This window comes from Streptomyces sp. NBC_01478, assembly GCF_036227225.1.
Lineage (GTDB): Bacteria > Actinomycetota > Actinomycetes > Streptomycetales > Streptomycetaceae > Streptomyces.
On the sequence record NZ_CP109444.1, the window covers coordinates 8,799,179 to 8,824,667 of the forward strand.

The 25,489-nt window shown below is 70.3% G+C and carries 20 protein-coding genes; 9 read left to right on the plus strand and 11 right to left on the minus strand.

The window, feature by feature from the left end; all coding sequences use genetic code 11:
- The first annotated feature begins 15 nt into the window (after window positions 1-15).
- Together OG223_RS39535 and OG223_RS39540 are read left to right on the plus strand one after the other, a co-directional pair.
- Complete coding sequence (locus OG223_RS39535) at window positions 16-1,035, plus strand: hypothetical protein (protein ID WP_329259501.1); 1,020 nt, start codon at window positions 16-18, stop codon at window positions 1,033-1,035.
- Window positions 1,036-1,177: 142 nt separating this feature from the next.
- Window positions 1,178-2,275: a hypothetical protein gene (locus OG223_RS39540; RefSeq protein ID WP_329259504.1), complete on the plus strand. Its 1,098-nt coding sequence runs from the start codon at window positions 1,178-1,180 to the stop codon at window positions 2,273-2,275.
- A gap of 13 nt (window positions 2,276-2,288) precedes the next feature.
- Here the strand turns inward: OG223_RS39540 and OG223_RS39545 are convergent, their stop codons facing one another.
- A complete protein-coding gene (locus OG223_RS39545) occupies window positions 2,289-3,374 on the minus strand; it encodes an LCP family protein (protein ID WP_329259507.1) in 1,086 nt (361 codons plus the stop codon).
- Window positions 3,375-3,768: 394 nt separating this feature from the next.
- Between OG223_RS39545 and OG223_RS39550 the strand changes: the two genes are divergently transcribed.
- A complete protein-coding gene (locus tag OG223_RS39550) occupies window positions 3,769-7,728 on the plus strand; it encodes a bifunctional glycosyltransferase/CDP-glycerol:glycerophosphate glycerophosphotransferase (protein ID WP_329259510.1) in 3,960 nt (1,319 codons plus the stop codon).
- A gap of 88 nt (window positions 7,729-7,816) precedes the next feature.
- On the opposite strand, the gene OG223_RS39555 is transcribed toward OG223_RS39550, so the two are convergent.
- A complete protein-coding gene (locus OG223_RS39555; RefSeq protein ID WP_329259513.1) occupies window positions 7,817-8,722 on the minus strand; it encodes an endonuclease/exonuclease/phosphatase family protein in 906 nt (301 codons plus the stop codon).
- 79 nt (window positions 8,723-8,801) lie between these two features.
- Between OG223_RS39555 and OG223_RS39560 the strand changes: the two genes are divergently transcribed.
- Genes OG223_RS39560 through OG223_RS39575 form a run of 4 tightly spaced genes read left to right on the plus strand, consistent with a single transcriptional unit; the run spans window position 8,802 to window position 12,694 of the window.
- Window positions 8,802-10,265 carry a hypothetical protein gene (locus OG223_RS39560; RefSeq protein ID WP_329259515.1) on the plus strand — a complete coding sequence of 488 codons (1,464 nt, stop codon included), beginning with the start codon at window positions 8,802-8,804 and terminating at the stop codon, window positions 10,263-10,265.
- 32 nt (window positions 10,266-10,297) lie between these two features.
- Entirely contained in the window at window positions 10,298-11,809 is a 1,512-nt protein-coding gene (locus tag OG223_RS39565; RefSeq protein WP_329259518.1) for a hypothetical protein, read from the plus strand.
- 42 nt (window positions 11,810-11,851) lie between these two features.
- Window positions 11,852-12,538 carry a hyaluronoglucosaminidase gene (locus tag OG223_RS39570; protein ID WP_329259520.1) on the plus strand — a complete coding sequence of 229 codons (687 nt, stop codon included), beginning with the start codon at window positions 11,852-11,854 and terminating at the stop codon, window positions 12,536-12,538.
- Between the two features lie 12 nt (window positions 12,539-12,550).
- Window positions 12,551-12,694 (plus strand): hypothetical protein, encoded by a 144-nt coding sequence (locus tag OG223_RS39575; RefSeq protein ID WP_329259523.1) that lies wholly within the window; start codon window positions 12,551-12,553, stop codon window positions 12,692-12,694.
- Between the two features lie 59 nt (window positions 12,695-12,753).
- Here OG223_RS39575 and OG223_RS39580 read toward each other — a convergent pair whose 3' ends face one another.
- From OG223_RS39580 to OG223_RS39605, 6 genes are all read right to left on the minus strand, one after another.
- Window positions 12,754-14,892 (minus strand): 3-hydroxyacyl-CoA dehydrogenase NAD-binding domain-containing protein, encoded by a 2,139-nt coding sequence (locus tag OG223_RS39580; protein WP_329259526.1) that lies wholly within the window; start codon window positions 14,890-14,892, stop codon window positions 12,754-12,756.
- Window positions 14,889-16,106, minus strand: coding sequence for a thiolase family protein (locus OG223_RS39585; RefSeq protein WP_329259529.1), 1,218 nt, complete (start codon window positions 16,104-16,106; stop codon window positions 14,889-14,891). The genes OG223_RS39580 and OG223_RS39585 overlap by 4 nt, the downstream gene beginning before the upstream one ends.
- Before the next feature lie 142 nt (window positions 16,107-16,248).
- A complete protein-coding gene (locus tag OG223_RS39590) occupies window positions 16,249-17,271 on the minus strand; it encodes a LacI family DNA-binding transcriptional regulator (RefSeq protein WP_329259533.1) in 1,023 nt (340 codons plus the stop codon).
- Window positions 17,272-17,523: 252 nt separating this feature from the next.
- Window positions 17,524-18,801 carry a ribonuclease D gene (locus OG223_RS39595; RefSeq protein WP_329259537.1) on the minus strand — a complete coding sequence of 426 codons (1,278 nt, stop codon included), beginning with the start codon at window positions 18,799-18,801 and terminating at the stop codon, window positions 17,524-17,526.
- 144 nt (window positions 18,802-18,945) lie between these two features.
- Window positions 18,946-19,608 (minus strand): response regulator transcription factor, encoded by a 663-nt coding sequence (locus OG223_RS39600; protein ID WP_030605794.1) that lies wholly within the window; start codon window positions 19,606-19,608, stop codon window positions 18,946-18,948.
- A gap of 237 nt (window positions 19,609-19,845) precedes the next feature.
- Window positions 19,846-20,508, minus strand: a complete 663-nt coding sequence (locus tag OG223_RS39605; protein ID WP_329259540.1) for a DUF3000 domain-containing protein — start codon at window positions 20,506-20,508, stop codon at window positions 19,846-19,848.
- A gap of 104 nt (window positions 20,509-20,612) precedes the next feature.
- On the opposite strand from OG223_RS39605, the gene hemE reads away from it, so the two are divergent.
- The gene (hemE, locus tag OG223_RS39610) at window positions 20,613-21,680 is read left to right on the plus strand and encodes a uroporphyrinogen decarboxylase (RefSeq protein WP_329259543.1); all 1,068 of its coding nucleotides are present in this window, start codon (window positions 20,613-20,615) and stop codon (window positions 21,678-21,680) included.
- A 7-nt stretch (window positions 21,681-21,687) separates the two neighbouring features.
- Here the strand turns inward: hemE and OG223_RS39615 are convergent, their stop codons facing one another.
- Window positions 21,688-22,512 (minus strand): rhomboid family intramembrane serine protease, encoded by an 825-nt coding sequence (locus tag OG223_RS39615; protein WP_329259546.1) that lies wholly within the window; start codon window positions 22,510-22,512, stop codon window positions 21,688-21,690.
- Between the two features lie 125 nt (window positions 22,513-22,637).
- Between OG223_RS39615 and OG223_RS39620 the strand changes: the two genes are divergently transcribed.
- Window positions 22,638-22,964, plus strand: coding sequence for a hypothetical protein (locus OG223_RS39620; RefSeq protein WP_327400635.1), 327 nt, complete (start codon window positions 22,638-22,640; stop codon window positions 22,962-22,964).
- Window positions 22,965-22,971: 7 nt separating this feature from the next.
- Here OG223_RS39620 and OG223_RS39625 read toward each other — a convergent pair whose 3' ends face one another.
- Both OG223_RS39625 and OG223_RS39630 read right to left on the minus strand, forming a co-directional pair.
- Window positions 22,972-24,372 carry an FAD-dependent oxidoreductase gene (locus tag OG223_RS39625; RefSeq protein WP_329259550.1) on the minus strand — a complete coding sequence of 467 codons (1,401 nt, stop codon included), beginning with the start codon at window positions 24,370-24,372 and terminating at the stop codon, window positions 22,972-22,974.
- A gap of 27 nt (window positions 24,373-24,399) precedes the next feature.
- Entirely contained in the window at window positions 24,400-25,359 is a 960-nt protein-coding gene (locus OG223_RS39630) for a DUF4349 domain-containing protein (RefSeq protein WP_329259554.1), read from the minus strand.
- Window positions 25,360-25,489: the final 130 nt, after the last annotated feature.

The following is a 25,489-nucleotide window of genomic DNA, read 5'->3' on the forward strand; positions in this document are numbered from 1 at the left end:
AATTACAGTGAACAGGTGAACGGCGACTGGCTCCTCCGCGGCCGTGACGGTCGGCTCAGTGTGTATCTGCCCTCGGGCGACGCCGTCCTGTGCCGGGCGGAACGCGGCCCCGGCGGCCTCTGGAGCGCCCCGCGCAAGATCGGCGGCGACCAGAAGCTGCACCCGGGACAGCTCGGCATCGGGCAGGGCGCGGACGGCTACGCCCACCTCGTGACCTGGCGTCCCACGGCGGCCCGCGAGTCCGGACTGGTGCACTCCACGCACTTCCGCCCCCGGCTCGCGGCCCTCGACTGGAACCCGATCGGCCACCCGGACAAGAAGGGCGACCGCACCGGCGTACCGTCGCTCGCGGTCGACGCACAGGGCCGCGCCCATGTCTTCGTGCGGAACACCCAGGGCGGGGTGAGCATGCTGGCCCAGCGGGAGAAGGGCGGCTGGGACCCGTGGCGCGACCTCAAGGGGAGTGACGTCCACGAGGACCTGGCGGCGGTGACGGGGGAGTCCGGCACGGTCGAGCTGTACGCGGCGGTGTCCGGCGCGATCCTGCACTGGCGCCAGTTGGAGCCGGGCGCACAACCGGTGCTGGAGGAGGCGATGGAGGCCCGCGTCCGCCCCGGCACGCTCCGCGCGCTGGCCACCTCCCCGGAGAGCACCACCCTCTTCTACACGGACGACTCCGGTGACCTGTCCGCCTGGCGCCCCGGCAGCAAGCCGATCCCCCTGCTCGCCTCGGCCGGCCCCGGCCCGGTCTCCGCCGTCCGCTGCGAACTCGACGGCTACGACTGCACGTTGCTCGCCCAGCGCTCGGCCAGCGGCCGGGTCGCCTTCGCCGCGTATCCCACGGAACAGGAGGCGGCCGGCGCCTGGTGGACCGAGTCGGGCCCCCAGCTCCCGGCGGACGCCGAGGTGTCCCTCACCCTGGACGAGGACGAGCGGGTGGCCGCCGCGACGGCGTCGCCGTCGACCGGCCAACTCCTGGTCACCCGGCGGAAGGCGGAGGCCGGGCTGGCGCTGGAGGCGTGGCGGGAGGTCTGACCCCCTGGCCGCGGGCCCGCACATCCGTCGGTCCCGCCCTGGAACATCCGCCCTGGAACATCCGCTCGGGCGACATATGATGATCGGCGTTTCAGCCAGTCCGTACGCATGACGCGTCGGCTTCGAGGGAGTGCGGCACGTGATGCGGAAGAAGTCGTCGGAGTCGGCCGGGGCAGACGCCCGGGCCCCGAGACCGGCCGCGTCCGGTGCCGCCCATGGCGACTGGCTGACCCTCGGCCGTGACGGCCGGCTCAGCCTCTACGCGCCGACCGAGGGCGGGCTGCTGCGCTGGACCGAGAACACCGTGGCCGGAAACGACTGGAGCGGACCCCATGTCGTGCCCGCCGCGGGTCTGACCCATCTGACCGTGGTCCAGGGCGCCGACTCCTACGTCCACTTCCTCGGCCGCAGGGAGCGCACCGGCGCCGACGGGGTGCGCACGATGGACGTCGTGCACGCGATCCAGTACCAGACGGGGCTCGCCTTCACGGACTGGCGGTCGCTGGGCAACCCGCACAAGGACCGGGAGCAGGGGCTGTTGCTGGGCCCGCCGGTGGGCGCGGTCGCGGCGGACGGCGGTGTGCATGTCTTCGCCCGGGGTGCGCACGGCGGCCTGGTGCTGCGCCGCGAGGCGGCGAACGGAAAGTGGCGGGCCTGGGAGGAACTGCACGGCGTCGGTATCGGCCCGTGGCCCGCGCCGGTGGCCCTGTCCGGCGGACGGATCGAGGTGTGCGTCGACGCCGAGACCGGTGTGTTCGTCTGGCGGCAGCTCGAAGCCGGCGGTGACTTCACGGGCCCGCGCGGCTTCGCGCTGCGGACCTCGCCCGGCACGGTCGCCGCGGTGGAGACCGGCCCGGAGCAGGCCACCTTCTTCTGGACCGACGCCGACAGCGGCGCCGCGGTGTCCTGGCGGGCCGGCGGCTGGCCGACCCCGCTGGGCGGCTCACCGGCGCGGCGGCCGTACGCGACGCTCCGTACGACGGTGGACGGTTACGACTGCGTCGTCCTCGCCTACCGGGACCGGGACGGACACGCCGTGTTCGGCGTGGGCGGTGCCGGGGACGAGGGCAACGGCCTGTGGTGGTACGCGCTGACCGAGCCCTGCGTGGGCTCTCCGGCGCTGGCCAGGGACGGTCACGGGCGCGTGGTCATGGCGGTGATCACCCCCGACGGCACGCCGAGAGTCGCCCGGCAGGAGCCGGGCGCGGGGCTGAACCTGGGTTCCTGGTCCGACCTCTGACCCGGCGGAAGGCTCAGCCGCCCGTCGCCGGGGACTTCTTGGCCGACTCGGGGATCTCCGAGTCCGCGCGGATCGCCTTCCACAGCGTGCCCGCCTGGGGTTCGGCGGCCACCACCCGGTTCGGGTCGACCTTGTCGTACGCCACCGGGAGCATGATCGTCTCCATGGTGGACGGGTTGACGCCGTTGAGGCTGCGGCCGAACTCCGCGAGCTTGGTGAGCGAGGCGAGGTCGGAGTCGGTGGTCAGCGCGGCGGTGAGCTCGTCGGCGATCTTGTACGCCTTGACCGGGCTGCCCAGCAGGTCCTGCTTCTGGATCTCGGTGAGCAGCGCGAGCATGAACTGCTGCTGGAGGCCTATCCGGCCGAGGTCGCTGCCGTCGCCGATGCCGTGCCGGGTGCGGACGAACGCGAGGGACTGGGTGCCGTCCAGCTTGTGGGTGCCCTTGGTCAGGTGCAGACCGCTGGAGGTGTCGTCGATGTCCTGGTCGACGGTGATGCTCACGCCGCCGATCGCGTCCACCAGGTTCTTGAAGCCGGCGAAGTCGACCTCGACGTAGTGGTCCATCCGGACCCCGGACATCTGCTCCACCGTCTTCACCACACAGGCCGGACCGACCTGGGAGTAGATGGAGTTGAACATCACGCGCTTGGCGGACGCGACGGAGGAGCCGTCCGATTTGGTGCACTTGGGGCGGGTCACGAGGGTGTCGCGCGGGATGCTGACCGCCACCGCCTTCTTACGTCCCTCTGGTATGTGCATCACCAGCGCGGTGTCCGAACGGGCGCCGGAGACCGTGCCGGTGTTCAGTTCCGCGTTGGCGCCGGCGCGGGAGTCGGAGCCCAGGATCAGGATGTTCTGCCCCGAGGTGGGCAGCTTCTCCGGCCGGTCGTCGCCGATCGCCTTGTCGATGTCGACGCCCTTGATGTTGCCGTCGATGCCGCTGTAGAGCCAGTAGGCGGTACCGCCCCCCGCCAGCACCAGGACCAGCGCCGACAGCAGGATGATGCGCCCCCAGCGTCTCTTGCGCGGCGGTGTGCTCTTGCGGCGGTCGGTCGATTTCCGGGCACGCCGGGACTCGGTCGTGGCGCTGTGGCTCATCGGGTGCGGTTCCTCTCCTCACGGGCTCCGCGTGCGCGGAGATGCGGGGCCCGGGTAGGGGGGATTCCGGCCCAACTGAAACGAGCGGTGCAGATGCAGAACTAAATGCAGTGGCAGAACTATAGGCATCCCCATGACCCTGCTTTAAGCGGGGATGTACCTGTGCCGGGGCAGGGGTGAACACCACATTGCCGCCACTTGACCCATGGTTAGTATCTGTTAAGAATATGTGAGTCCTGTGGCTCTCGGTGGAGGGGGCTCTGTCCGAGGTCACGGGGACGGCAGTTGCGTGCCAGCGATGGGGCTGGGGGGCGTGCCGAGCCAGGGGGGTGTCCGCCCGATGTGGGCTTCTCGACCAAGCTCAGTGGGCGAATTGTCTCGGTAGGAGTGCGAGTTGGCGGATCATCCGCGTCTCAGTGTTGTCGTTCCCTTTCAGGATGTTGAGACCTATCTCACGGAATGTCTGGAGTCGATCGCACGGCAGTCGTTCCGTGATTTCGAGGTGATTCTCGTCGACGACGGTTCCACCGACCGTTCGACGGCCATTGCCGCCGAGTTCTGTGCGGCGGACCCGCGTTTCCGGCTCATCCGCCAGGAGCCGCAGGGGCCGGGTCACGCCCGGAACACCGGTCTGCGGGCCATGCATCCGCGCGGCGAGTTCATCGCGTTCGTCGACGGTGACGACGTCATTCCCGAGTACGCCTACGAACTCCTCGTGCGCACGGTGGAGGAGTCCGGCTCGGACTTCGTCTCGGGCAACGTGCAGATGATGAACTCCACCAAGAAGTGGCAGTCGCCGCTCCACAAGACCCCGATGCAGAAGAGCCGGCGCGGCACCCACATCACCCGGTTCGAGGCGCTCATCTACGACCGCACCGTCTGGAACAAGCTGTTCCGGCGGTCCTTCTGGGACTACCACTTCATCGAGTTCCCCGAAGGCGTCCTCTACGAGGACTCCTGGGTCAACATGTTCGCCCACTTCCGGGCCGCCAAGGTCGACGTCGTCACCGACATCGTCTACTTCTGGCGCCGTCGCGAGGGCGGCGCCGCCCCCTCGATCACCCAGCGCCACACCGAGCTGTCCAACCTGCGCGACCGCGTCGCCGCCGTCCAGTCGGTCAGCCGTTTCCTGGCCGAGCGACGCTCCCGGCTGTACGAGGAGAGCAAGCGCAAGTACGACCTCGCCTGCCTCAAGTCCGACCTGATGCTGCATCTGAAGGTGCTCCCGGACGCGGACGAGGAGTACCAGCAGGCCTTCATGGAGTGGGCCAACGCGTTCCTCGACGAGGCCGACGCCACCATCATCGACGAGCTGCCGGCGGAGGCCCGGGTCAAGTGGCTCCTGGTGCGCGACTGGCGGCTGCCCGAACTGCTGGAGGTCATCCGGTTCGAGCGGCGGGGCGGACCGATGCCCGTCCAGCGCCGGTTCCACCGCTACCTCAAGTACCCCTACCTCGGGGACCGGGAGGTGGGCATCGACAAGAAGGCCTACCGACTGGACAAGGAGTTCTCGCTGCACGGGTCGCTCGACGGCGCCCGCTGGAGCACGAACGGCCATCTGCTGACCCTGAGCGGCTCGGCGTACGTCCGTTTCATCAACGTGCACAAGAAGCACATGTCGGTGAAGGCGATCGCCCTGCGCAACAAGAAGCAGGGGCGGATGGTGATCACCACGGCGAAGACCACCTACGCGCCGCAGGCCACCGAGCAGTCCAACCAGAATCGTTACTGCTACGACTGGGCCGGCTTCGAGTCCAGGATCGACACCACCCGTCTCAAGCGCCGCGGGCAGTGGGTCGAGGGCACCTGGGACGTCGCCGCCGGCGTGCTCAGCCGCGGCCTGTTCCGCTACCGGGGCATCGACCGCGGCGGCGCCGGATCCGCCGCCAACCCGCCGTACCGCTACGTCGACAAGAACACCCGGGTCCTGCCCGTGTTCCTCCAGGGCAAGCTCAAGCTACGCGTGGAGATCGTGCGCTCCCGGATCACCGGCCACCGGATCGACGGCGACCAACTGGAGCTGAACGGCGTCTATCTCGGGCCCAAGGTGCCCGAGTGGGGCAAGCTCCGGGTCACCAGCATGAGCGGGACCGGGGAGCACGACGCACGGGTCCACTTCCGGCCCGGCGGAGAGGGCTGGTGCTCGTTCACCGCCAGGGTCCCGCTGCGCGTCCTCATACCGGGACACCGGGTCGACGCCCAGGCCGGGGCGGACGTACCCGAGTCCTGGAACATGGGCAGCAACGGCTGGAAGACCACCTTCCATGTCGAGGGCCGGAAGATGACCATCTATCCGGTGGTCGCGGAGGAGACGCTCGACGGGCACTACCGCATGCCCTCCGCGCTGCAGACCCGCGAGGGCGACCGGGAGGTCGTCGTCCACCGCAACGGCTCCGGCTACCTCGTGCTCTTCGAGCGCGCGACCCTGCCCATGGCGAACGACTTCGTCTGGGGCGAGGACGGCTCCCTGCAGATCACCGGCCGCTATCTGGCCGCCGACCGGCTGACCGAGCGGGAGTACCGCGACGCCCACCTCGTGGTGCGCTCCCGGGCGCACGGCGCGGAACGCGAGGTCCCGCTCCGGTGGGACGGCAACGCCTTCCGCGCCGTCCTCTCGCCGGCCGCCATGCGGACCCTGGCCGGCGAGATCCCGCTGGCCGCCGGGCGCTGGGACTTCTTCCTGCGCCGTCAGGACCTGTCGTCGGTGGCCCGCGAGGACCGGCTCGAAGACCTCATGGTGAAGATCGAGCAGTCCCTCGTCGAGGCCTTCCCGAAGGACTTCGAGGAGAACGAGCGCCGCTACGAACTCCAGGCCGAGGCCTACGACCGGCTCTCCCTCCTCGTGCACTCCGCGATGCCGGACGACGCGCGCGGCCCGTACCGCCAGAAGCTGCTGCGCACCAAGGCCTACCCGGCCGCGCGGCGGAAGAAGGTACGCCCCGCGATCCTCTTCGACGCCTTCAAGGGCACCCAGTACTCCGACAGCCCCCGCGCCCTGCACGAGGAACTGGTGCGGCGGGGCGTCGACATCGAGCACCTCTTTGTCGTCCGCGACGACCAGGTCCAGGTCCCGCCGACCGCGACCCCCGTGCGCATGTGGTCGCCGCAGTGGTACGAGGCGCTGGCCACCAGCCGGTACGTCGTCGCCAACAACCACCTGCCCGACTGGTTCCAGAAGCGTGACGGCCAGGTCGTCGTACAGACCTGGCACGGCACCCCGCTGAAGAAGATCGGCCACGACATCGAGGCCATCCACTTCGCGGACCAGCGCTACCTGGAGCGGGTCGAGAAGGAGGTGCAGAACTGGGACATGCTGGTCTCGCCCAACAGCTTCTCCACCCCGATCCTCAAGCGTGCCTTCGGATTCCCGGGCGAGATGGTGGAGTCGGGATACCCGCGCAACGACATCCTGCGCAGACCCGACACGGAACAGCAGGAACAGGAGATCCGCCGGCGCATCGGCCTGCCCGACGGCAAGCGGGTCGTGATGTACGCGCCGACCTGGCGCGACGACCAGTACTACGCGCCCGGCAAGTACAAGCTGGACTTCCGGGTCGACCTCGCGGACGCCCGGGCCAGGCTGGCCGCCGACCATGTGCTCCTGGTCCGCCGCCACCCCAACGTGGTCGACCCGGTGCCGGGCGCCGGCGACGGCTTCGTCTTCGACGTCTCGGACTACCCGGACATGGCCGATCTGTCCCTGATCACCGACGTGATGATCACGGACTACTCGTCCCTGATGTTCGACTACGTCAACACCGGGCGCCCGATCCTGTTCTTCACCTACGACCTGGACCACTACCGGGACACGCTGCGCGGCTTCTACTTCGACTTCGAACGCAGTGCGCCCGGCCCCCTGGTGTACTCCTCCGAGGACCTGGTGACCGCCATCCGGGGAATCGACGGGATCCAGGACGCCTACGCCGAGCGGTACCGCTGGTTCCAGCGGGAGTTCTGCGACCTCGACGACGGCCATGCCTCGGCACGGCTCGCGGACCGGATGCTGGTCGCCGGCGGCGATCTCGCCCCGGAGGAGGCACGGGCGCCGGCCGTCGGCACCGTCGACACGAGTCACCAGGGGCGCCCCCTCACGCCGATCTCCTGGAACGCCCAGCACTGGTTCACCCCGCAGCGACACCCGGCGCAGCCCGCGGCCGCCGCCCCCCGGTCCGTGAACGCGCTGCCCGCGCAGCCGATGCCGGCCGACACCCGGGTTCCCTCCGGCACGGCGAACGGGCCGCAGCGGCAGACGGTGCGGCCGCAGCAGTCGGCCGCGCCGGCGGACGGATCGCAGGATCGTTTCCATGACGAGCCGTCACCCCCGGGAAGGATCGTCGAGGGCGTGGTCGTATGACATCGAACGGTCACCGCACGCCATGACGAAGCCAGCGAACGGACCCTCGGCCCCCGACACCACCGTCGGGGGCCGCCGGGAGTTGCGGTCAGCCCGTGCGCACCTTCAGGAGCAGGGCGAAATGGTCCGACCTGCCGGTGTCGCGCACCGTGCAGCCGGCCCTGGGCAACCCGGTGAAGAGGTAGTCGAACTTGTGGCCCGACACATGGGTCGCCCGGCCCGCCCGGGAGGAACCGGACGTCTGGTCGCACTCCGGGTGCGTGGTGTAGGGGCCGGCCGGCCACACCCAGGAGAAGGGGTTGCGGGACCCCGGCGGATTCACGTTCAGATCACCGCCGTACACCGTGCGCCGCGCGGCCCCCGCGCGGGCCAGCGCCTTCAACTGGTCGTCGCGGAACTCCCATTCGGGGTGTACGGCGTCGCTGTGCCGCGGGCTCAGATGGGCCGTGCACACCCGGAGGTCGTGCGCCGCGACCGTGGCGCACAGGATGCCGCGCCGCACCCCCGCGGTGGGCTGCTGCGCGGCCACGGTGGTGACGGCCGACAGACGATAGGCGGCGAGGATCGCGAAACCGGCGGTGCCCGCCCCGGGCGTCGCACAGCGGATCGGCGTCGTGTGCCCCGCCCGGTCGCGCTCGGAGTACGCGTGGAACGCCGTGTGCCAGGACCCGCCGAGTTCCCGGCGCACCGACTCCAGCTCCGCGTCGCAGGTCTCCTGGAGAAAGACCACCCGGGCCCCGGCCCGGGTCGCGAGGTGGCTGAGCTGCGTCCGCTTCTCCGCCCAACTGCCGGTCGGGGCACAGCCCCACTGCCGGACCCCGCACATGTTCCAGGTCGCCACGGTCAGCGTCCGGGACGACGCGTAGGAGCGGGTGGGGCCGTACGACTGGACCGCGGTCACCACGGTGGCGAGTCCGAGCAGGGCCGCCGCGGCGACGGCGAGCCTGCGCCAGGGGATGCCCATGTGCCCGGACGGGGAGGGAGCGGGATGCATCACGACATGATCGCTGATCATCCGACCGGACACCACATTTCCGGTGCCCCAGGAGCACCCGACGAGAGTGAAGCACGTCATGGCTGAAGCAACTGCCAAGGGCCGCAAGGTGATCGGCGGGATCGACGCCTCGGGCAGCCACCCCGTCGAGTACCGGTTCACCCACGCGCGCAACGGCAACCGGCATCTGATGGTCGTCTTCGCCAACATCTACGCCCCGGACGACTACGGCTGGGCCACCGGCATCCTCGACACCCTGCGGTCCAACATCCTCTGGATCCGCGACCGGTTCGACGACGGGAACACCTACTACCTGTGCAGGGAGATGGACTTCGGGGTCGAGCAGTCCGTGATCGGACTCATCACCCGGGTGACGAAGTCCCTCGGACTGACCCCGAACGACGTGACGCTGTGGGGCAGTTCGAAGGGCGGCAGCGCCGCGCTCTACTTCGGGCTCAGGTACGGCTTCCGCAACGTCGTCGCCAGCGTCCCGCAGTTGCGGATCGGCACCTTCGTGCGCGACGTCTATCCCGACACCGGCAGGAACATGCTCGGCGAGTCGATGGCCGACGACGACGTCCGGGTCCTCGACGCGGTCCTGCCCGACCTGCTCGCGGCGGGCGCGAGCCCCGAGACCAACCTTTACCTGGTCTCCTCGCCGCAGGACGAGCAGTACACCACCCAAGTGGAGCCGTTCCTCGGCCTGTTGCGGCGATACCCCAACTTCAACCTCATCTTCAGCGAGTCCCCGTTCATCACCGACCACGGCAAGGTCACCCAGCGCAACACGCCCCCGCTGCTGGGCATCGCCTACCTCCTCGTGGAGGGGATCGCGCCCCGCCTGGGACTCACCCGGCACGGCTACGAGGAACCCGACGCCGACATGTCGGGCATAGCGGACTTCCTGGCGTCGACGGCCGTGGTGCAGGAGTCGTTCGCCCCGCCGGTCGTCACCGAGCCGCGCCCCCACGACCTGCTGTCCACGACCGACGTCCGCTTCGCCGGCCGGGCCCCGGGCGCGGTACGCGTCAGCATCTGGGAGAACGGCACGTACCTGGCGTCGGCACCGGTCGGCGCCGACGGAAGCTGGACCTGGCAGCGGGACCGGCCGTGGAGCGCGGGCGAGCACCAGGTGCGGCTCTTCGCCGTCGACGCCAGCGGCTACCAGTCCGAGCGCACGGAGGCGCGGTTCACCGCCTCCGAACACGTCACGGCGGCGCCGGCGGCAGCTCCGGCGGCCGTCGGGATTCTGCTGCCCCCGCTGGTGCACACACCCGAGCCCTACCAGCAACTCCTCGATGTACAGGTCCGGTTGACCGGCGCCGCCAACGGCGCGACCCAGGTGGGCTTCCGGGAGAACGGGGTCTTCCTCGGCTCCTGCGGCCTCGCCCACGACGGCCGCTGGCTCTGGAACGCGGAGTGGCGCTGGACCGAAGGCCCGCACACCGTCGAGGTGTTCGTGGTGAACGCCGCCGGCGACGAGTCCCCGCCCGCCTCCGTCACCTTCGCGGTCATCCCGACCCCGGCCGCCCCCGCCCACTGAACCCCGACTCGACCCAGGAACGGATTCCGCCCATGTCCCCAGCACCCGCGAACGGGAGGCACCTGCTCACCGGCATCGAAGCCGCGGGCGCGTTCCCCGTCGAGTACCGCTTCGCCCACGCCCAGAAGGGCAACCGGCACCTGGTCGTCGTCTTCGCCAACTTCTCCGCGCCCGGCGACTACGGCTGGTCCAACGGGGTGTTCGACAAGCTGCGCGCGAACATCCTCTGGATCCGGGACACCTTCGAGGGCAACCGGAGCTACTACCTGTGCAAGGGGATGGACTTCGGCCTGGAGCAGTCCGTCGTCACCCTCATCTCGAACGTGATGAAGTCCCTCGACCTCACCACGGAGTCGGTCACGCTGTGGGGCGGTTCCAAGGGCGGCAGCGCGGCCCTCTACTTCGGCCTGAAGTACGGCTTCAAGAACATCGTCGCCATCGCGCCCCAGTTCTCGATCGGCACGTACGTGAAGAACGTGCACCCCGGTACCGCCCGGTTCATGCTCGGCGAGGGCGTGCCGGAGGAGAACGTGCGGATCGTCGACTCCCTCGTCCCCGACCTGGTCCGCTCCGGCGCCAACCGCGCGGCCAACGTCTACCTGGTCTCCTCGCGCCAGGACGACCAGTACCCGACCCAGATCGAGCCGTTCCTCGGGCTCTTCCAGCACTACGAGAACTTCAACTTCGTCTTCAGCGACTCCCCGCACATCGCGGACCACACCCAGATCGCGGGACGCAACGTCCCGATGCTGATGGGAATCGTCAACCTCCTGATCGACGGCATCGCCCCGCGGCTCGGCTTCGTGAGCAACGGATTCGAGGAGCCGGACCGCGACAGGTCCGCCATCGACTCCTACCTGGCGGCCACGACCATGGTCCGGGGCGACGAGTTCCTGCCCCCGACCGTGACGGCACCCGCACCGGGCACGGAGATCCGCAGGGATGCCGTACGGCTCGCCGGCCACGCCCCGGGGGCGGTCAAGGTGATCGTCTGGGAGCACGGAAAGTACCTCGGACAGACCGACGTCGACGCCCGCGGCACCTGGTCCTGGGAACTCGGCAGAGCCTGGAGCAAGGGCGAGCACCCCGTGAAGGTCTACGGCGTGGACGCGGCGGGCTTCCAGTCCCGGCGCACCGAGATCCGCTTCACGGCGGTCGACTCGGGCGGAGCGGTCGCCGCCCCGCCCATGGACCGGGCCGCGATGATCTCGACGGTCGGGCCGAGCACCACCGCGCCGGTGGTGCTGGAGCCCGTGGCCCACGAGCAGGTGCCGTCCGCACGCGTCGTCTTCACCGGCTCGGCCGCCGCCTTCGCCCAGGTGGGTTTCCGGGAGAACGGAGTGCTGCTGGGCGGCACCCCCGTGGCCCCGAACGGCGGGTGGTCGTGGGAAGCGGGATGGGAGTGGGGCGCGGGCGCGCATGTCGTCGACGTCTTCGCCGTCGACGCCTCCGGTACGGAGTCCCCGGTGACCAGGGTCCCCTTCATGGTCATGGCCGCCTCGGCCGGAGCGGCACCCGTGTCCTCCTACGGCGGAACCTACTGAGGACCGGGCAACCGGCCCGCCCGCCGAAAGGTCGTACACCCCATGACAGTCGGACGAAGAATCTTCCTCGGCGCCTTCACCGCGGGCGCCGTCACCGTCGCCGTCGCCCCGGACGCGGCGGCCGACGGCGAGTACACCGAATACACCGCGCCCGCCCAGTTCTACGGCACCTCCACGACCGCCCACACGGTGACGATCAACCACAAGGCCACCTCCGGGTCGGCGGTGGCGCTCAACGTGACCTCGGACAACCCCGAGACCTCGGCGATGTATCTGACCGGCGTCGAGAGCGGCCGCGGCACGCTGAAGATCGCCCATGTGGGATACGCCGACGGCTCGGACGCGAACGCCTCCGCCCTGTCCATCGACCTCCAGACGTCGGGCACGGCCTCCCAGGGCATCTATCTGACCGCCACCAACGGCGCGACCAAGGGCGCCCTGCTCGTCCTGCGCAACAACGACGGCCTCGACGACCTCGTCGTCAAGGGCACCGGCCGGATCGGCGTCGGCATCGACCGCGGCGCCACGCCCCAGTCCCAACTCCACGTGGTCCAGCGGGGCGGAGCCGCGTCGGCCATCCTCGCCGAGGGCGCGGTACGCCTCGCCGACGTCACGACGGAACCGACCAACGCGCCCGCCGCGGCCGGCGGCGGCTCCCTCTACGCCCGCGACGGCAAGCTGTTCTGGAAGGGCTCCGCCGGTACGGTCACCCAACTGGCCTCCGCGTAAAGGGAATTCGCCATGCAACTCACCCCCGACGAACTCGTCTCCGAGTTCCACGACGCCGTCATGGAGCTCTACTTCGCCCGCAAGCGCATCGCCCATCTGGAGGCGGAGAACGCCGAGTTGACGGCACGGCTCGCGGCGGCCGAAGCGGAGGCATGAGAAGAGGGCCTCCGCCCAAAGGCGGAGGCCCTCCCCAAGTCACGCCCGTACGACGGCGGTTACGCCGGAACGCTCGCCACACCCGGCGCCAGGAACGGCTTGCCGTTCACCCGCTCCGAGACACCCTCGCGGTCCAGGTACGGCGTGATGCCGCCCAGGTGGAAGGGCCAGCCCGCGCCCGTGATCAGGCACAGGTCGATGTCCTGCGCCTCGGCGACGACACCCTCGTCGAGCATCAGCCCGATCTCCTGCGCCACCGCGTCCAGGACCCGCTCCCGCACCTGCTCCTCGGTCAGGACGGAGTCGCCCTGCTGGAGCAACGCCGCGACCTCGGGGTCGAGTTCGGGCTTGAACCCGTTCTCGGCGGAGTAGACGTAGAAGCCGCGCTTGCCCGCCTTGACGACCGCCGCGAGGTTCGGGGAGACCGTGAAGCGGTCCGGGAAGGCCCGGTTGAGGGTCTCCGAGACATGCAGCCCGATGGCCGGACCGACCAACTCCAGGAGAACCAGCGGGGACATGGGCAGGCCGAGCGGCTCTACGGCCTTCTCCGCGACGGCGACTGGCGTGCCCTCGTCGATGACGTTCTGGATCTCGCCCATGAAGCGGGTGAGGATGCGGTTGACGACGAACGCCGGGGCGTCCTTCACCAACACCGCTGTCTTCTTCAGCTTCTTGGCCACCGCGAACGCGGTCGCGAGCGAGGCGTCGTCCGTCTGCTCGCCGCGCACGATCTCCAACAGGGGCAGAATCGCCACCGGGTTGAAGAAGTGGAAGCCGACGACCCGCTCGGGGTTCTTCAGCTTCGACGCCATCTCGCTCACCGACAGCGAGGAGGTGTTGGTGGCGAGGATCGCGTGCGCCGGGGCGACCGCCTCGACCTCCGCGAACACCTGCTGCTTGACGCCGATCTCCTCGAAGACGGCCTCGATGATGAAGTCGGCGTCGGAGAAGCCCTCGGCCTTGTCCAGCACACCGGTGACCAGGGCCGTCAGGCGGTTGGCCTTGTCCTGGTTGATACGGCCCTTGCCGAGCAGCTTCTCGATCTCGGCGTGGACGTAGCCCACACCCTTGTCGACGCGCTCCTGGTCGATGTCCGTGAGGACGACCGGTACTTCGAGGCGGCGCAGGAAGAGCAGGGCGAGCTGCGAGGCCATCAGACCCGCGCCGACCACACCGACCTTGGTGACCGGACGCGCCAGCGACTTGTCGGGCGCACCCGCCGGACGCTTGCCGCGCTTCTGCACGAGGTTGAACGCGTAGATCCCGGCGCGCAGTTCGCCACCCATGATCAGGTCGGCGAGCGCGAGGTCCTCGGCGTCGTAGCCCTGCTGGAGGTCGCCGTTCTTGGACGCCTCGATGATGTCGAGCGCGCGGTAGGCGGCCGGGGCCGCGCCGTGCACCTTGGAGTCCGCGACGAGACGGCCCTTGGCGACGGCCTGGTCCCAGGCCTCGCCGCGGTCGATCGCCGGACGCTCGACCTTGATGTCGCCCTTGAGGACGTTCGCCGTCCAGATCAGCGACTGCTCCAGGAAGTCCGCGCCCTCGAAGAGGGCGTCGGCGATCCCGAGGTCGAAGACCTGCTGGCCCTTGAGCTGCTTGTTCTGGTTGAGGCTGTTCTCGATGATCACCGAGACGGCCTTCTCGGCGCCGATCAGGTTCGGCAGCAGCGTGCAGCCGCCCCAGCCGGGAACGAGGCCGAGGAAGACCTCGGGGAGGGAGAAGGCCGCGATGTGCTTCGAGACCGTGCGGTACTCGCAGTGCAGACCGACCTCGACGCCACCGCCCATGGCCGCGCCGTTGTAGTACGTGAAGGTGGGCACCGCGATGTCCGCGAGGCGCTTGAAGACCTCGTGGCCGCCCTTGCCGATGGCGAGCGCGTCGTCGTGGTTCTTCAGGAGCTCGACGCCCTTGAGGTCCGCGCCGACGGCGAAGACGAACGGCTTGCCGGTGATGCCGACACCGACGATCTCGCCGGCCGCCGCCTCCTTCTCGACCTGGTCGATGGCGGTGTTCAGGTTCGCCAGCGAGGCCGGGCCGAAGGTGGTCGGCTTGGTGTGGTCGAAGCCGTTGTCCAGCGTGATGAGCGCGAACCGCCCGGCGCCGTACGGCAGTTCGAGGTGACGGACGTGCGCGGACGTCACGACCTCGTCCGGGAACAGCTCGGCCGCACCCTTCAGAAGCTCGGTGGTGGTGCTCACTTGTCCCCCTCGAAGTGCGGGTTCTCCCAGATGACCGTGGCGCCCATGCCGAAGCCGACGCACATCGTCGTCAGGCCGTAGCGGACGTTCGGCTGCTCCTCGAACTGGCGGGCCAACTGCGTCATCAGGCGGACGCCCGACGAGGCCAGCGGGTGGCCGAAGGCGATCGCGCCGCCGTACTGGTTGACGCGCTCGTCGTCGTCCGCGATGCCGTAGTGCTCCAGGAAGGCCAGCACCTGTACGGCGAAGGCCTCGTTGATCTCGAAGAGGTTGATGTCCTCGATCGAGAGGCCCGCCTTGGCGAGCGCCTTCTCGGTCGCGGGGATCGGGCCGTAGCCCATGACCTCCGGCTCGACGCCCGCGAAGGCGTACGAGACCAGGCGCATCTTCACCGGCAGGTTGTTCTCGCGGGCGAAGTCCTCGCTCGCGATGATCGACGCGGTGGCACCGTCGTTCAGACCGGCCGCGTTGCCGGCGGTGACCCGCCCGTGCACACGGAACGGCGTCTTGAGCCCGGCGAGGTTCTCCAGGGTGGTCCCCGGACGCATCGGCTCGTCGGCGGTGACCAGACCCCAACCGGTCTCGCCCACCTGCTCGTTGGTGTTGCGCACCGAGATCGGCACCAGGTCCTGCTGGATCTTGCCGTTGGCGTACGCCTTGGCGGCCTTCTCCTGCGAACGCACCGCGTACTCGTCGGCGCGCTGCTTGGTGATCGTCGGGTAGCGGTCGTGCAGGTTCTCCGCCGTCATGCCCATGAACAGGGCGGAGTCGTCGACCAGCTTCTCGCTCACGAACCGCGGGTTCGGGTCCACGCCCTCGCCCATCGGGTGGCGGCCCATGTGCTCGACACCACCGGCGATGACGGCGTCGTACGCACCGAAGGCGATGGAGCCCGCGGTGGTCGTGACGGCGGTCAGCGCGCCCGCACACATGCGGTCGATGGAGTAACCGGGCACCGACTGCGGCAGCCCGGCGAGAATGCCCGCGGTCCGCCCCAGGGTCAGCCCCTGGTCACCGATCTGCGTGGTCGCGGCGATCGCGACCTCGTCGATCTGCGCGGGGTCGAGTCCGGGGTTGCGGCGCAGCAGCTCCCGGATCGCCTTCACGACGAGGTCGTCGGCCCGGGTCTCGTGGTAGATGCCCTTCGGGCCCGCCTTGCCGAACGGGGTGCGGACGCCGTCGACGAAGACGACGTCCCTGACGGTACGAGGCACGATTGGCTCTCCTCCAGGGTGCGGGATCGGCACTGCTGCGATGCGCTGAGCGCGCGCTCAGGAACCATGCTACTTGTGGGTAACCAAGCTGCCCAGTCCCGGGGCCGGGAGCGGCGAACGTCACACCCCGAGCGCCGGCCGATCATCCCCCGGGCGGAGCCGTCGACCCCCGCGGGGTCAGCACCGGAGCGGGCACGGGATGCGAACCGGGCCCCTCCCTGCCGATCACCCCGAACAGAGTCCGGGCCACGTCCGCCCCGAATCCGTGCACATCATGGCCCATCGCGGAGAGCGTCGGATGCGTGACCCGGCACAGCGGGGAGTCGTCCCAGGCCAGCAGCGACACATCGGCCGGCACCCCGAGCCCCGCCTCCACGGCCACCGCCAGCCCGGCGACGGCCATGATGTCGTTGTCGTACACGATGGCGGTGGGCCGCTCCGCCTCCGCCAGCAACGACCGGGTGGCCCGCGCCCCCGCCTCCCCGGACTGATCCGTGACCACCTGCCGAACCCCCGACGCGCCCAGCGCCCGCACCGCCGCCTCGAAGGCGGCGGTCCGCACGGCCGTCCGCCCCAGCTCCGCCGCCCCACCGACCCGCGCGATCCGCCGATGCCCGAGCGCCCCCAGATACCGCACGGCCTCGGTCACGGCAGCGGCCTCATCGACCCACACGGAGGTCAGCCCGCCGGTCAACGACGGATCCCCTACGGCCACCACGGGCATCCCGAGCCGCCGCACCACCGCGACCCGAGGATCGTCGGCCCACAGATCGACAAGGATCGCCCCACCGATCTGCCGGGCCTTCCACCAGGCCTCCAGCAGCCCGGCCTCCTCCTCGGGATCCCGCACGAGCCTCAACAAAAGCCCGCACGACCGCTCGGTCAGCACACTCTCCACACCGGAGACGAACTCCATGGAGAACGATTCGAGCCCGAGCAGCCGCGCGGGCCGACACAGAGCGAGTCCTACGACGTCGATGCGCGCCCCGGCCAGCGACCGCGCGGCCAGGTTCGGTGACCACTCCAACTCCCGGGCGGCCTCGAAGATCCGCTCCCGGGTCGCTTCCGACAACCCCGGCTTGTGATTGAAGGCGAGCGACACCGCCCCCTTGGACACACCGGCACGCGCGGCAACGTCCTTGATGGTGACGCGAGTTGTCGTCATCGGGTGCGCTCCACGCAGTACAGGGCGATTGGTCGACGGCTGCCCCCGGAGTCTGGCAGCCACCTACTCCGACCGCGCCCTGTTCCCCACAAGTGCCCCGAGGATCTTGGCCTGATCTCGACGCCCCCCGCGCTGCGAGAAGCGAGCAGGTGAGCTGCTTTTCAGGGGCGCGGGGCTGTGCCGATTCGCGGCTCCGCCGCGCGGGCGCGACCAGCCGCAGCGGACCCGCACCCGCAAAACAACACAGAACCCCTACGGCGCCTTCGCGGTCAAAGCCTCCACCAGAACCGGCGCCACCTGCTCCACCTGCCAAGGCCGCGCCCCGTACCCGGCAAGCGCAGCCCCTACGGACTCGACATCCGCGTTCTTCGGCGGCTCCCAGCACACCCGCCGCACCGTGTCCGGAGTGATCAGATTCTCCTGGGGCATGTTGAGCCCCTCAGCCACCGCGGACACCGCAGCACGGGCCGCGGACAACCGAGCCGCAGCCTCGGGATCCTTGTCGGCCCAGGCGCGGGGCGGCGGCGGCCCGGTAACCGGCTGCCCCGGCTGCGGCAACGCCGAGTCGGGCAGCGCCTTCGCCCGGTCGACCGCCGCCTGCCACTGCTCCAGTTGCCGCCGCCCCATCCGATGCCCGAAGCCGTTCAACGCCGCCAGCGCCTGCACGTCCAGCGGCAGCCCGAGCGCCGCCTCCACGATCGCCGCGTCGGACAGCACCTTCCCCGGTGAGACATCCCTCCGCTGCGCGATCCGGTCCCGCGTCTGCCACAGCTCCCGTACGACACCGAGCTGCCGGCGCCGCCGTACCTTGTGCATCCCGGACGTACGACGCCACGGGTCCTTGCGGGGCTCGGCGGGCGGCGCCGCCGCGATCGCGTCGAACTCCTGGCGGGCCCAGTCCAGCTTGCCCTGCCGGTCCAGTTCCTTCTCCAGGGCGTCCCGCAGGTCGACGAGGAGCTCCACGTCGAGGGCCGCGTAGCGCAGCCAGGGTTCGGGCAGCGGGCGGGTGGACCAGTCGACGGCGGAGTGCCCCTTCTCCAGGACGAAACCGAGCACACCCTCGACCATCGCGCCCAGGCCGACCCGCGGGAATCCGGCGAGCCGACCCGCCAGCTCGGTGTCGAAGAGCCGCGTCGGCACCATGCCTATCTCGCGCAGACAGGGCAGGTCCTGGGTGGCGGCGTGCAGCACCCACTCGACGCCGGAGATGGCGTCACCGAGGCCCGACAGGTCGGGGCAGGCGACGGGGTCGATCAGCGCGGTGCCCGCGCCCTCACGGCGCAACTGCACCAGATAGGCGCGCTGTCCGTAGCGGTAGCCGGACGCGCGCTCGGCGTCCACGGCGACGGGACCCGTGCCGGCGGCGAAGGCCGCGATCACCTCGGCGAGGGCCTCCTCGTCGGCGATCACGGGCGGAATGCCCTCCCGGGGCTCAAGCAAAGGGATCGGCGCCGGTTCGACGTCGTCCGGAGGGGCGCCTCCGGTGGTTCGCAGTGAGCTGTCTGCTGCGGTTTCTTGGGCGTCGGTCACCTGTCAAGGGTATCCGTGTATGGACAACGCCCGCCGACGGAACGTTCCGTCGACGGGCGTCTGGGGGTCGTAAACCAGTCAGGTAAGTGAAAGATCCGGCTCACGGCTCGGCGGGGGAGTGGGGACGGGGTTACGGGGACGGGGTCAGTGGATGATTCCGGTGCGCAGCGCCACCGCGACCATGCCGGCGCGGTCACCCGTGCCGAGCTTGCGGGCGATGCGGGCGAGGTGGCTCTTGACGGTCAGTGCGGACAGGCCCATGGAGACGCCGATCGCCTTGTTCGACTGGCCCTCCGCGACCAGACGCAGGACCTCGACCTCACGGCCGGACAGTTCGCGGTAGCCACCCGGGTGGCTCGGGGAACCCGGGGGGCGGCGGTGCATACGGGCGGCGGCGGAGCCGATGGGGGCGGCGCCGGGTCGGGTGGGGAGCCCGACATTGGTGCGGGTGCCGGTGACGACGTAGCCCTTGACGCCGCCCGCGAGGGCGTTGCGCACGGCACCGATGTCGTCGGCGGCGGACAGGGCCAGGCCGTTGGGCCAGCCTGCGGCTCTGGTCTCGGAGAGCAGGGTGAGACCGGAACCGTCGGGAAGGTGGACGTCTGCCACACAGATGTCGCGGGGGTTGCCGATGCGGGGACGAGCCTCCGCGACGGACGAGGCCTCGATGACGTCGCGCACACCGAGCGCCCACAGGTGGCGGGTGACGGTGGAGCGGACGCGCGGGTCGGCCACGACCACCATGGCGGTCGGCTTGTTCGGGCGGTAGGCGACCAGGCTTGCGGGCTGCTCGAGGAGAACGGACACCAGGCCTCCTGGGGTGTGGGACGACTTTCAAGGTCACAGTCGTCTTCGGCACCAAACCCCAGGTCCTTTAGAGAAAGATCACGATTTAGTGAGTAGCAATCAGTGCAATTCGGACACGCTGTCGATCGTTCGGTGAACGAAACGGCTCGTTCGATGGGCCACTCCTGATTGAAAGTGGCCGTATCGACAAAGACACCAGAAGCGATCGGTAAGACCTCGGTGTGCCTCGGGTAAGGCTCAGCGTGACTGCGGGCCCCGGCGTTGCGGCAGCGTGACGATGGACGCGTCGCCCGGACCCGCCGGCGGCAGGCCCGCGACCTGGGCCAGCAGATCGCACCAGGAGGCCAGATGCGCCGCCGTGTCCGGGACGCCGCCGAGCCCCTCGCGCGGTGTCCACGAGGCACGGATCTCGATCTGGGAGGCCGACGGGCGCTCGGACAGCCCGCCGAAGTAGTGGGAGCTGGCCCGTGTGACGGTGCCGCTCGGCTCGCCGTACGTCAGTCCGCGCGCCTGGAGCGCACCGGTCAGCCAGGACCAGCACACGTCGGGCAGCAGCGGGTCCGCCGCCATCTCCGGCTCCAGCTCCGCGCGCACCAGCGTCACCAGCCGGAACGTGCCGTGCCAGGCGTCGTGCCCGGCCGGGTCGTGCAGCAGCACCAGCCGGCCGTCGGCCAGGTCCTGGTCGCCGTCGACGACCGCGGCCTCCAGCGCGTACGCGAAGGGGGCGAGCCGCTGGGGAGCGGGCGTCGGATCGATCTCGATCTGCGGCCGCAGCCGACTGTTCTTCAGGGCCTGGACCGCGGCCTGGAAAGCCGGCGGCGCCGCACCGCCCCCATCCCCCTCCTTGGAGTCGTCCATTCCGTCAGTGCCGTCCGACAATCGTCCCTGAGCCGCAGCCATGCGGGAAGATTAAGGGGAACGGAGGCATCGTGCGGGACTAGACACCCGCTCTTCCGCTCAGCACACCGTGTAATCGCCTTCTGGCGCCGTGCGAGACTTGCCCCGTGAGTGCCAACCAGAGCCCCGAGGGCCAGCAGCAGACCGCCACTTACGACTCCGCCTTCATGAAGGCGGCCAGGCGTGAGCCCGTGCCGCACACACCCGTGTGGTTCATGCGGCAGGCCGGGCGCTCGCTGCCGGAGTACCACAAGGCGCGCGAGGGCATCGGGATGCTCGACTCCTGCACGCGTCCAGAGCTGGTCGCCGAGATCACCCTCCAGCCGGTGCGCAGGCACAAGGTGGACGCGGCGGTCTACTTCAGCGACATCGTCGTCCCGCTCAAGGCCATCGGCGTCGACCTCGACATCAAGCCCGGCGTCGGCCCGGTCGTCGAGAACCCGATCCGCACCCGCGCCGACCTGGCCCAGCTCCGCGACCTCACCCCCGAGGACGTCTCCTACGTCACGGAGGCCATCGGCCTGTTGACCGCCGAGCTCGGCTCCACCCCCCTCATCGGCTTCGCCGGCGCCCCGTTCACCCTCGCGAGCTACCTCGTCGAGGGCGGCCCGTCCCGCACGTACGAGAACGCCAAGGCGATCATGTACGGCGACCCCGAGCTCTGGCACGACCTCCTGGACCGCCTCGCCGACATCACGGCCGCCTTCCTCAAGGTCCAGATCGAGGCGGGCGCCAGCGCCGTCCAGGTCTTCGACTCCTGGGCCGGCGCCCTCGCCCCGGCCGACTACCGCCGCTCGGCGCTGCCCGCCTCCGCCAAGGTCTTCAAGGCCGTCGAGGGCTACGGCGTCCCGCGCATCCACTTCGGCGTCGGCACCGGCGAGCTGCTCGGCCTGATGGGCGAGGCCGGCGCGGACGTCGTGGGCGTCGACTGGCGGGTCCCGCTCGACGAGGCCGCCCGCCGTGTCGGCCCCGGCAAGGCGCTCCAGGGCAACCTCGACCCGACCGTCCTGTTCGCCTCCACGGAGGCCGTCGAGGCGAAGACCCGCGAGGTCCTCGACACGGCGAAGGGCCTGGAGGGCCACATCTTCAACCTCGGCCACGGCGTCATGCCGTCCACCGACCCGGACGCGCTGACCCGGCTCGTGGAGTACGTCCACACCGAGACGGCCGTCTAGAAGGCGTTCACCACGTGTGCCGGGGCCGGGCCCGTCTGCCGAACAGCAGGCCGCGCGGTTCCGGCGGCGGGGGCGTGCCCGCCTTGAGCGGCCAGGCCAGCAGCATGCCCGCCAGGAAGCCGACGACATGCGCCGCGTACGCCACGGTGCCGGCGCCGGAGACGCCCTCGCCGGCCGAGTAGAACGCCTGGAGGACGAACCAGAAGCCCAGCACCAGCCAGGCCGGCAGGCGCAGCGGCAGGAAGAACAGGAACGGCACCAGGACCCACACCCTGGCCTTCGTGTACAACACCAGATAGGCGCCCAGGACACCGGCGATCGCCCCGGAGGCACCGATCAGCGGGTCGGCCGAGTCGGCGTTGAGCAGCGCGAAGCCGTAGCCCGCCGCGTAACCGCACACTACGTAGAAGAGCGTGTAGCGGATGTGGCCCATGCGGTCCTCGACGTTGTTGCCGAAGATCATCAGGAACAGCATGTTGCCCAGCAGGTGGATCCAACTGCCGTGCAGGAACATCGCGGTGAAGACGCTCAGGGGCGCCGACTTGTCGTAGCTCGGCGGGCCGGCCGCGCAGCTCGCGCCGCCGGGGCCGGCCTGGACGGCGCCGGTCGGGACGAGCTGCGGCATCTGATGGTGGATCAACTCCCGCGGCACGGCCGCGTAGTGGTCCAGGAACGCCTGCAGATGGCACAACTGCGAGAGGTCGCTGCCGCCCGCCACGGAACCCGCCATTCCGGGAGTGGACAGGAAGACGAGCACGTTCGCGGCGATGAGCGCATACGTCACCCAAGGGGTGCGGCGCACCGGGTTCACGTCATGGACGGGGATGACCACAAGGGATTAGTGCCCCCGATCCGCGCGGCGAACCGGTGAACACCGCCGTCCGCCTGTGCGTATGACTCCTCAACCGCTCGCGGTGCGGGGAAGGCGTGTCGCGGGGACGACGTGAGGAACAGGCGATGAACGATCGGATTTCCCCTCAGATGACCGCCACGCCCGACGGCGAGGCCGAGATCTCCCTGGTGGTGCGCCTCCCCTGGGAGGATGTCGCCAGGCTCGGCCAGGAAGCGGGACGCCTGGCCGCACAGATGCAGCGGCCGGTGACCCTGGACGAGGCGGTGAGCAACCGGCTGCGGTCCAACGCGCTGGGCGCCCACGCGAAGCCCGCGGCGGCCGCACAGCCCGCCGCGATGATGCCGCCGAGCGCGTCGGTCTCCTCGCTGCCCGCCAGGCCGCCGGCCGAGCAGGCACGGCAGGCCATAGACCGCATCAACGGCACGGCGTAGGAATCGTTCAACGAAGGGCGGCCTGGACCTTGGCGGCCGCTTTTCGGGCCGCCACCAGGACCGGGTCCCACACCGGGGAGAACGGCGGGGCGTAGCCCAGGTCCAACGCCGTCATCTGTTCCACCGTCATACGGGCCGTGAGGGCGACCGCCGCGATGTCGACACGCTTGGCGGCGCCTTCCCGGCCGACGATCTGCACGCCCAGGAGACGGCCCGTACGGCGTTCGGCGAGCATCTTCACCGTCATGAGGGAGGCCGCCGGGTAGTAGCCCGCGCGGCTGGTCGACTCGATGGTGACCGCCTCGAACTGCAGGCCCGCGCGGTGGGCGTCCTTCTCGCGCAGCCCGGTGCGCGCGATCTCCAGGTCGCACACCTTGCTCACGGCCGTACCGACCACTCCCGGGAAGGTCGCGTAACCCCCGCCCACGTTGGTGCCGATGACCTGCCCGTGCTTGTTGGCGTGCGTCCCCAGGGCGATGTGCCGCTCCTGCCCGGAGACCAGGTCGAGGACCTCGACGCAGTCGCCCCCGGCCCAGATGTTCTCGTGCCCGCGCACCCGCATCGCCATGTCGGTCAGCAGCCCGCCGTGCTGCCCCAGCGGCAGCCCGGCCGCCTTCGCGAGGCCCGTCTCGGGCCGCACCCCGATGCCCAGCACCACGACGTCCGCCGGATACTCCGCGTCCTCGGTGACCACCGCCTGCACCCGCCCGTCGTTCCCGGTGCGCAGCTCGGTGACATGGGCGTCGTTGACCATGGTGATGCCCAGGCCCTCCATCGCCTTGTGCACCAGACGCCCCATGTCCGGGTCGAGCGTCGACATCGGCTCCTTGCCACGATTGACGACGGTGACCTCATACCCGCGGTTGACGAACGCCTCCGCCATCTCCACCCCGATGTACCCGGCCCCGACCACCACGGCACGACGCCCACGCGTGCGTGCCAGCGAGTCGAGCAACGCCTGCCCGTCGTCGAGCGTCTGCACCCCGTGCACCCCGGGGGCGTCCACCCCGGGCATGTCCGGCCTGATCGGCCGCGCCCCGGTCCCGATCACGAGTTTGTCGTACGACGTCCAGGACTCGGCCCCGGAATCGACGTCACGCGCGCGTACCCGCCCGCCCGCGAGGTCGAGTTCCACGACCTCGGTGCGCATCCGCAGGTCGATGTCACGCGCCCGGTGCTCCTCCGGGGTACGGGCGATCAACTCCTCGGGCGTGGACACGTCGCCGCCCACCCAGTAGGGGATCCCGCACGCCGAGTACGACGTGAAGTGCCCCCGCTCGAAGGCCACGATCTCCAGTTCGTCCGGCACCTTGAGGCGACGTGCCTGCGACGCCGCGGACATGCCCGCGGCGTCACCGCCGATGACGACCAGTCGTTCCCGGGTACCCCTCGCACGGCTCATGTCCATGCGAACACGCTACGGGGACCGATGATTTCAGTCCTGTCCGCCCTGCTCCTCCTCGCGCACCGGCCGAGCCGCCGGCAGCGGGCCCACGCCGGTGGTCACGGGGACGGCAGCGGCCCGGCGCGGGCGTACGACACGCAGCCACACGACAACCAACAGTGCCGCCACGGCCGCGAACGGCAGCACCGCGCCGAGCGCCAGGGCGATCCAGCGCAGCATCGTCACGAAGACGTGCCAGCCGCCCGCCACGGCGTCCACGAAGCCGGGGCTGTCGTCCTTCGCGGCGGCCTTCGCGACCGGGGTCTGCGACAGCGACAGCGTGATGGTGGCCAGGCTCGTGCGGTCCTTCAGGGAGGCCTGCTGGGCGAGCAGCGCCTCCAGGTCGGACTCGCGGGTGCTCAACTCGCCCTCCAACTGCACCACATCGCTGAGTTTGGTGGCTCGGTCCATCAGCTCACGCACGCGTGCCACGCTGGCCCGCTGTGAGGTGATGCGGCTCTCCACGTCCACGACCTGGTCGGTGACGTCCTGTGCCTTCGCGCTGCGCTCCAGCAGCTTGCCCGCGCCCTCCAGATCGGCGAGGACCTCGTCGTACTTGTCGGTGGGCACCCGCAGGACGACCCGGGTGCGCTCGTGGCCCTGCCCGTCGCGGGTGGTCGTCTCGTTGCCGACGAACCCGCCCGCGTTCTCGGTCGTGGTGCGGGCCTCGTCGAGCGCTTTCGGTACGTCCTTGACCCGCACGGACAGCGAGGCCGTACGGATGATGCTGCTCGCGGTGAGCTTGGGTACGGACTTGGTGTCCTTGGCGTTGCCGCTGCCCGCCGCGCCCTCCTGCCGGGCGGTGTCCGGAGCCACGGCCTTGGCACCGGCGCCGGCATCGCTGGCGGTGGCCGAGTCCGCGCCGCCGCTGCACCCGCTCAGCGCGAGGGCCGAGGCGAGCAGGAGCCCGGCCAGGACCTGAACGGGCCGTGTGGAGTGTGATGTACGCATGGGTCGGTACCCCCGAGGGTCGTCGTGACGACTGACGCTCCTTCGACGCCCGGACCGGGCGGGACGTTGGCCGGAAACGGTCCCGATGCGGTCACGGTCGGGACTCGCACCGGACACCGGGCCGGGGCCG

Coding starts and splice junctions, on each gene's coding strand:
- OG223_RS39540 (WP_329259504.1), top strand. CDS start 1,178: ATGCGGAAGAAGTCGTCGGAGTCGGCCGGGGCAGACGCCCGGGCCCCG.
- OG223_RS39545 (WP_329259507.1), bottom strand. CDS start 3,374: ATGAGCCACAGCGCCACGACCGAGTCCCGGCGTGCCCGGAAATCGACC.
- OG223_RS39555 (WP_329259513.1), bottom strand. CDS start 8,722: ATGCATCCCGCTCCCTCCCCGTCCGGGCACATGGGCATCCCCTGGCGC.
- OG223_RS39560 (WP_329259515.1), top strand. CDS start 8,802: ATGGCTGAAGCAACTGCCAAGGGCCGCAAGGTGATCGGCGGGATCGAC.
- OG223_RS39565 (WP_329259518.1), top strand. CDS start 10,298: ATGTCCCCAGCACCCGCGAACGGGAGGCACCTGCTCACCGGCATCGAA.
- OG223_RS39570 (WP_329259520.1), top strand. CDS start 11,852: ATGACAGTCGGACGAAGAATCTTCCTCGGCGCCTTCACCGCGGGCGCC.
- OG223_RS39575 (WP_329259523.1), top strand. CDS start 12,551: ATGCAACTCACCCCCGACGAACTCGTCTCCGAGTTCCACGACGCCGTC.
- OG223_RS39590 (WP_329259533.1), bottom strand. CDS start 17,271: ATGACGACAACTCGCGTCACCATCAAGGACGTTGCCGCGCGTGCCGGT.
- OG223_RS39605 (WP_329259540.1), bottom strand. CDS start 20,508: ATGGCTGCGGCTCAGGGACGATTGTCGGACGGCACTGACGGAATGGAC.
- OG223_RS39620 (WP_327400635.1), top strand. CDS start 22,638: ATGAACGATCGGATTTCCCCTCAGATGACCGCCACGCCCGACGGCGAG.
- OG223_RS39625 (WP_329259550.1), bottom strand. CDS start 24,372: ATGGACATGAGCCGTGCGAGGGGTACCCGGGAACGACTGGTCGTCATC.
- OG223_RS39630 (WP_329259554.1), bottom strand. CDS start 25,359: ATGCGTACATCACACTCCACACGGCCCGTTCAGGTCCTGGCCGGGCTC.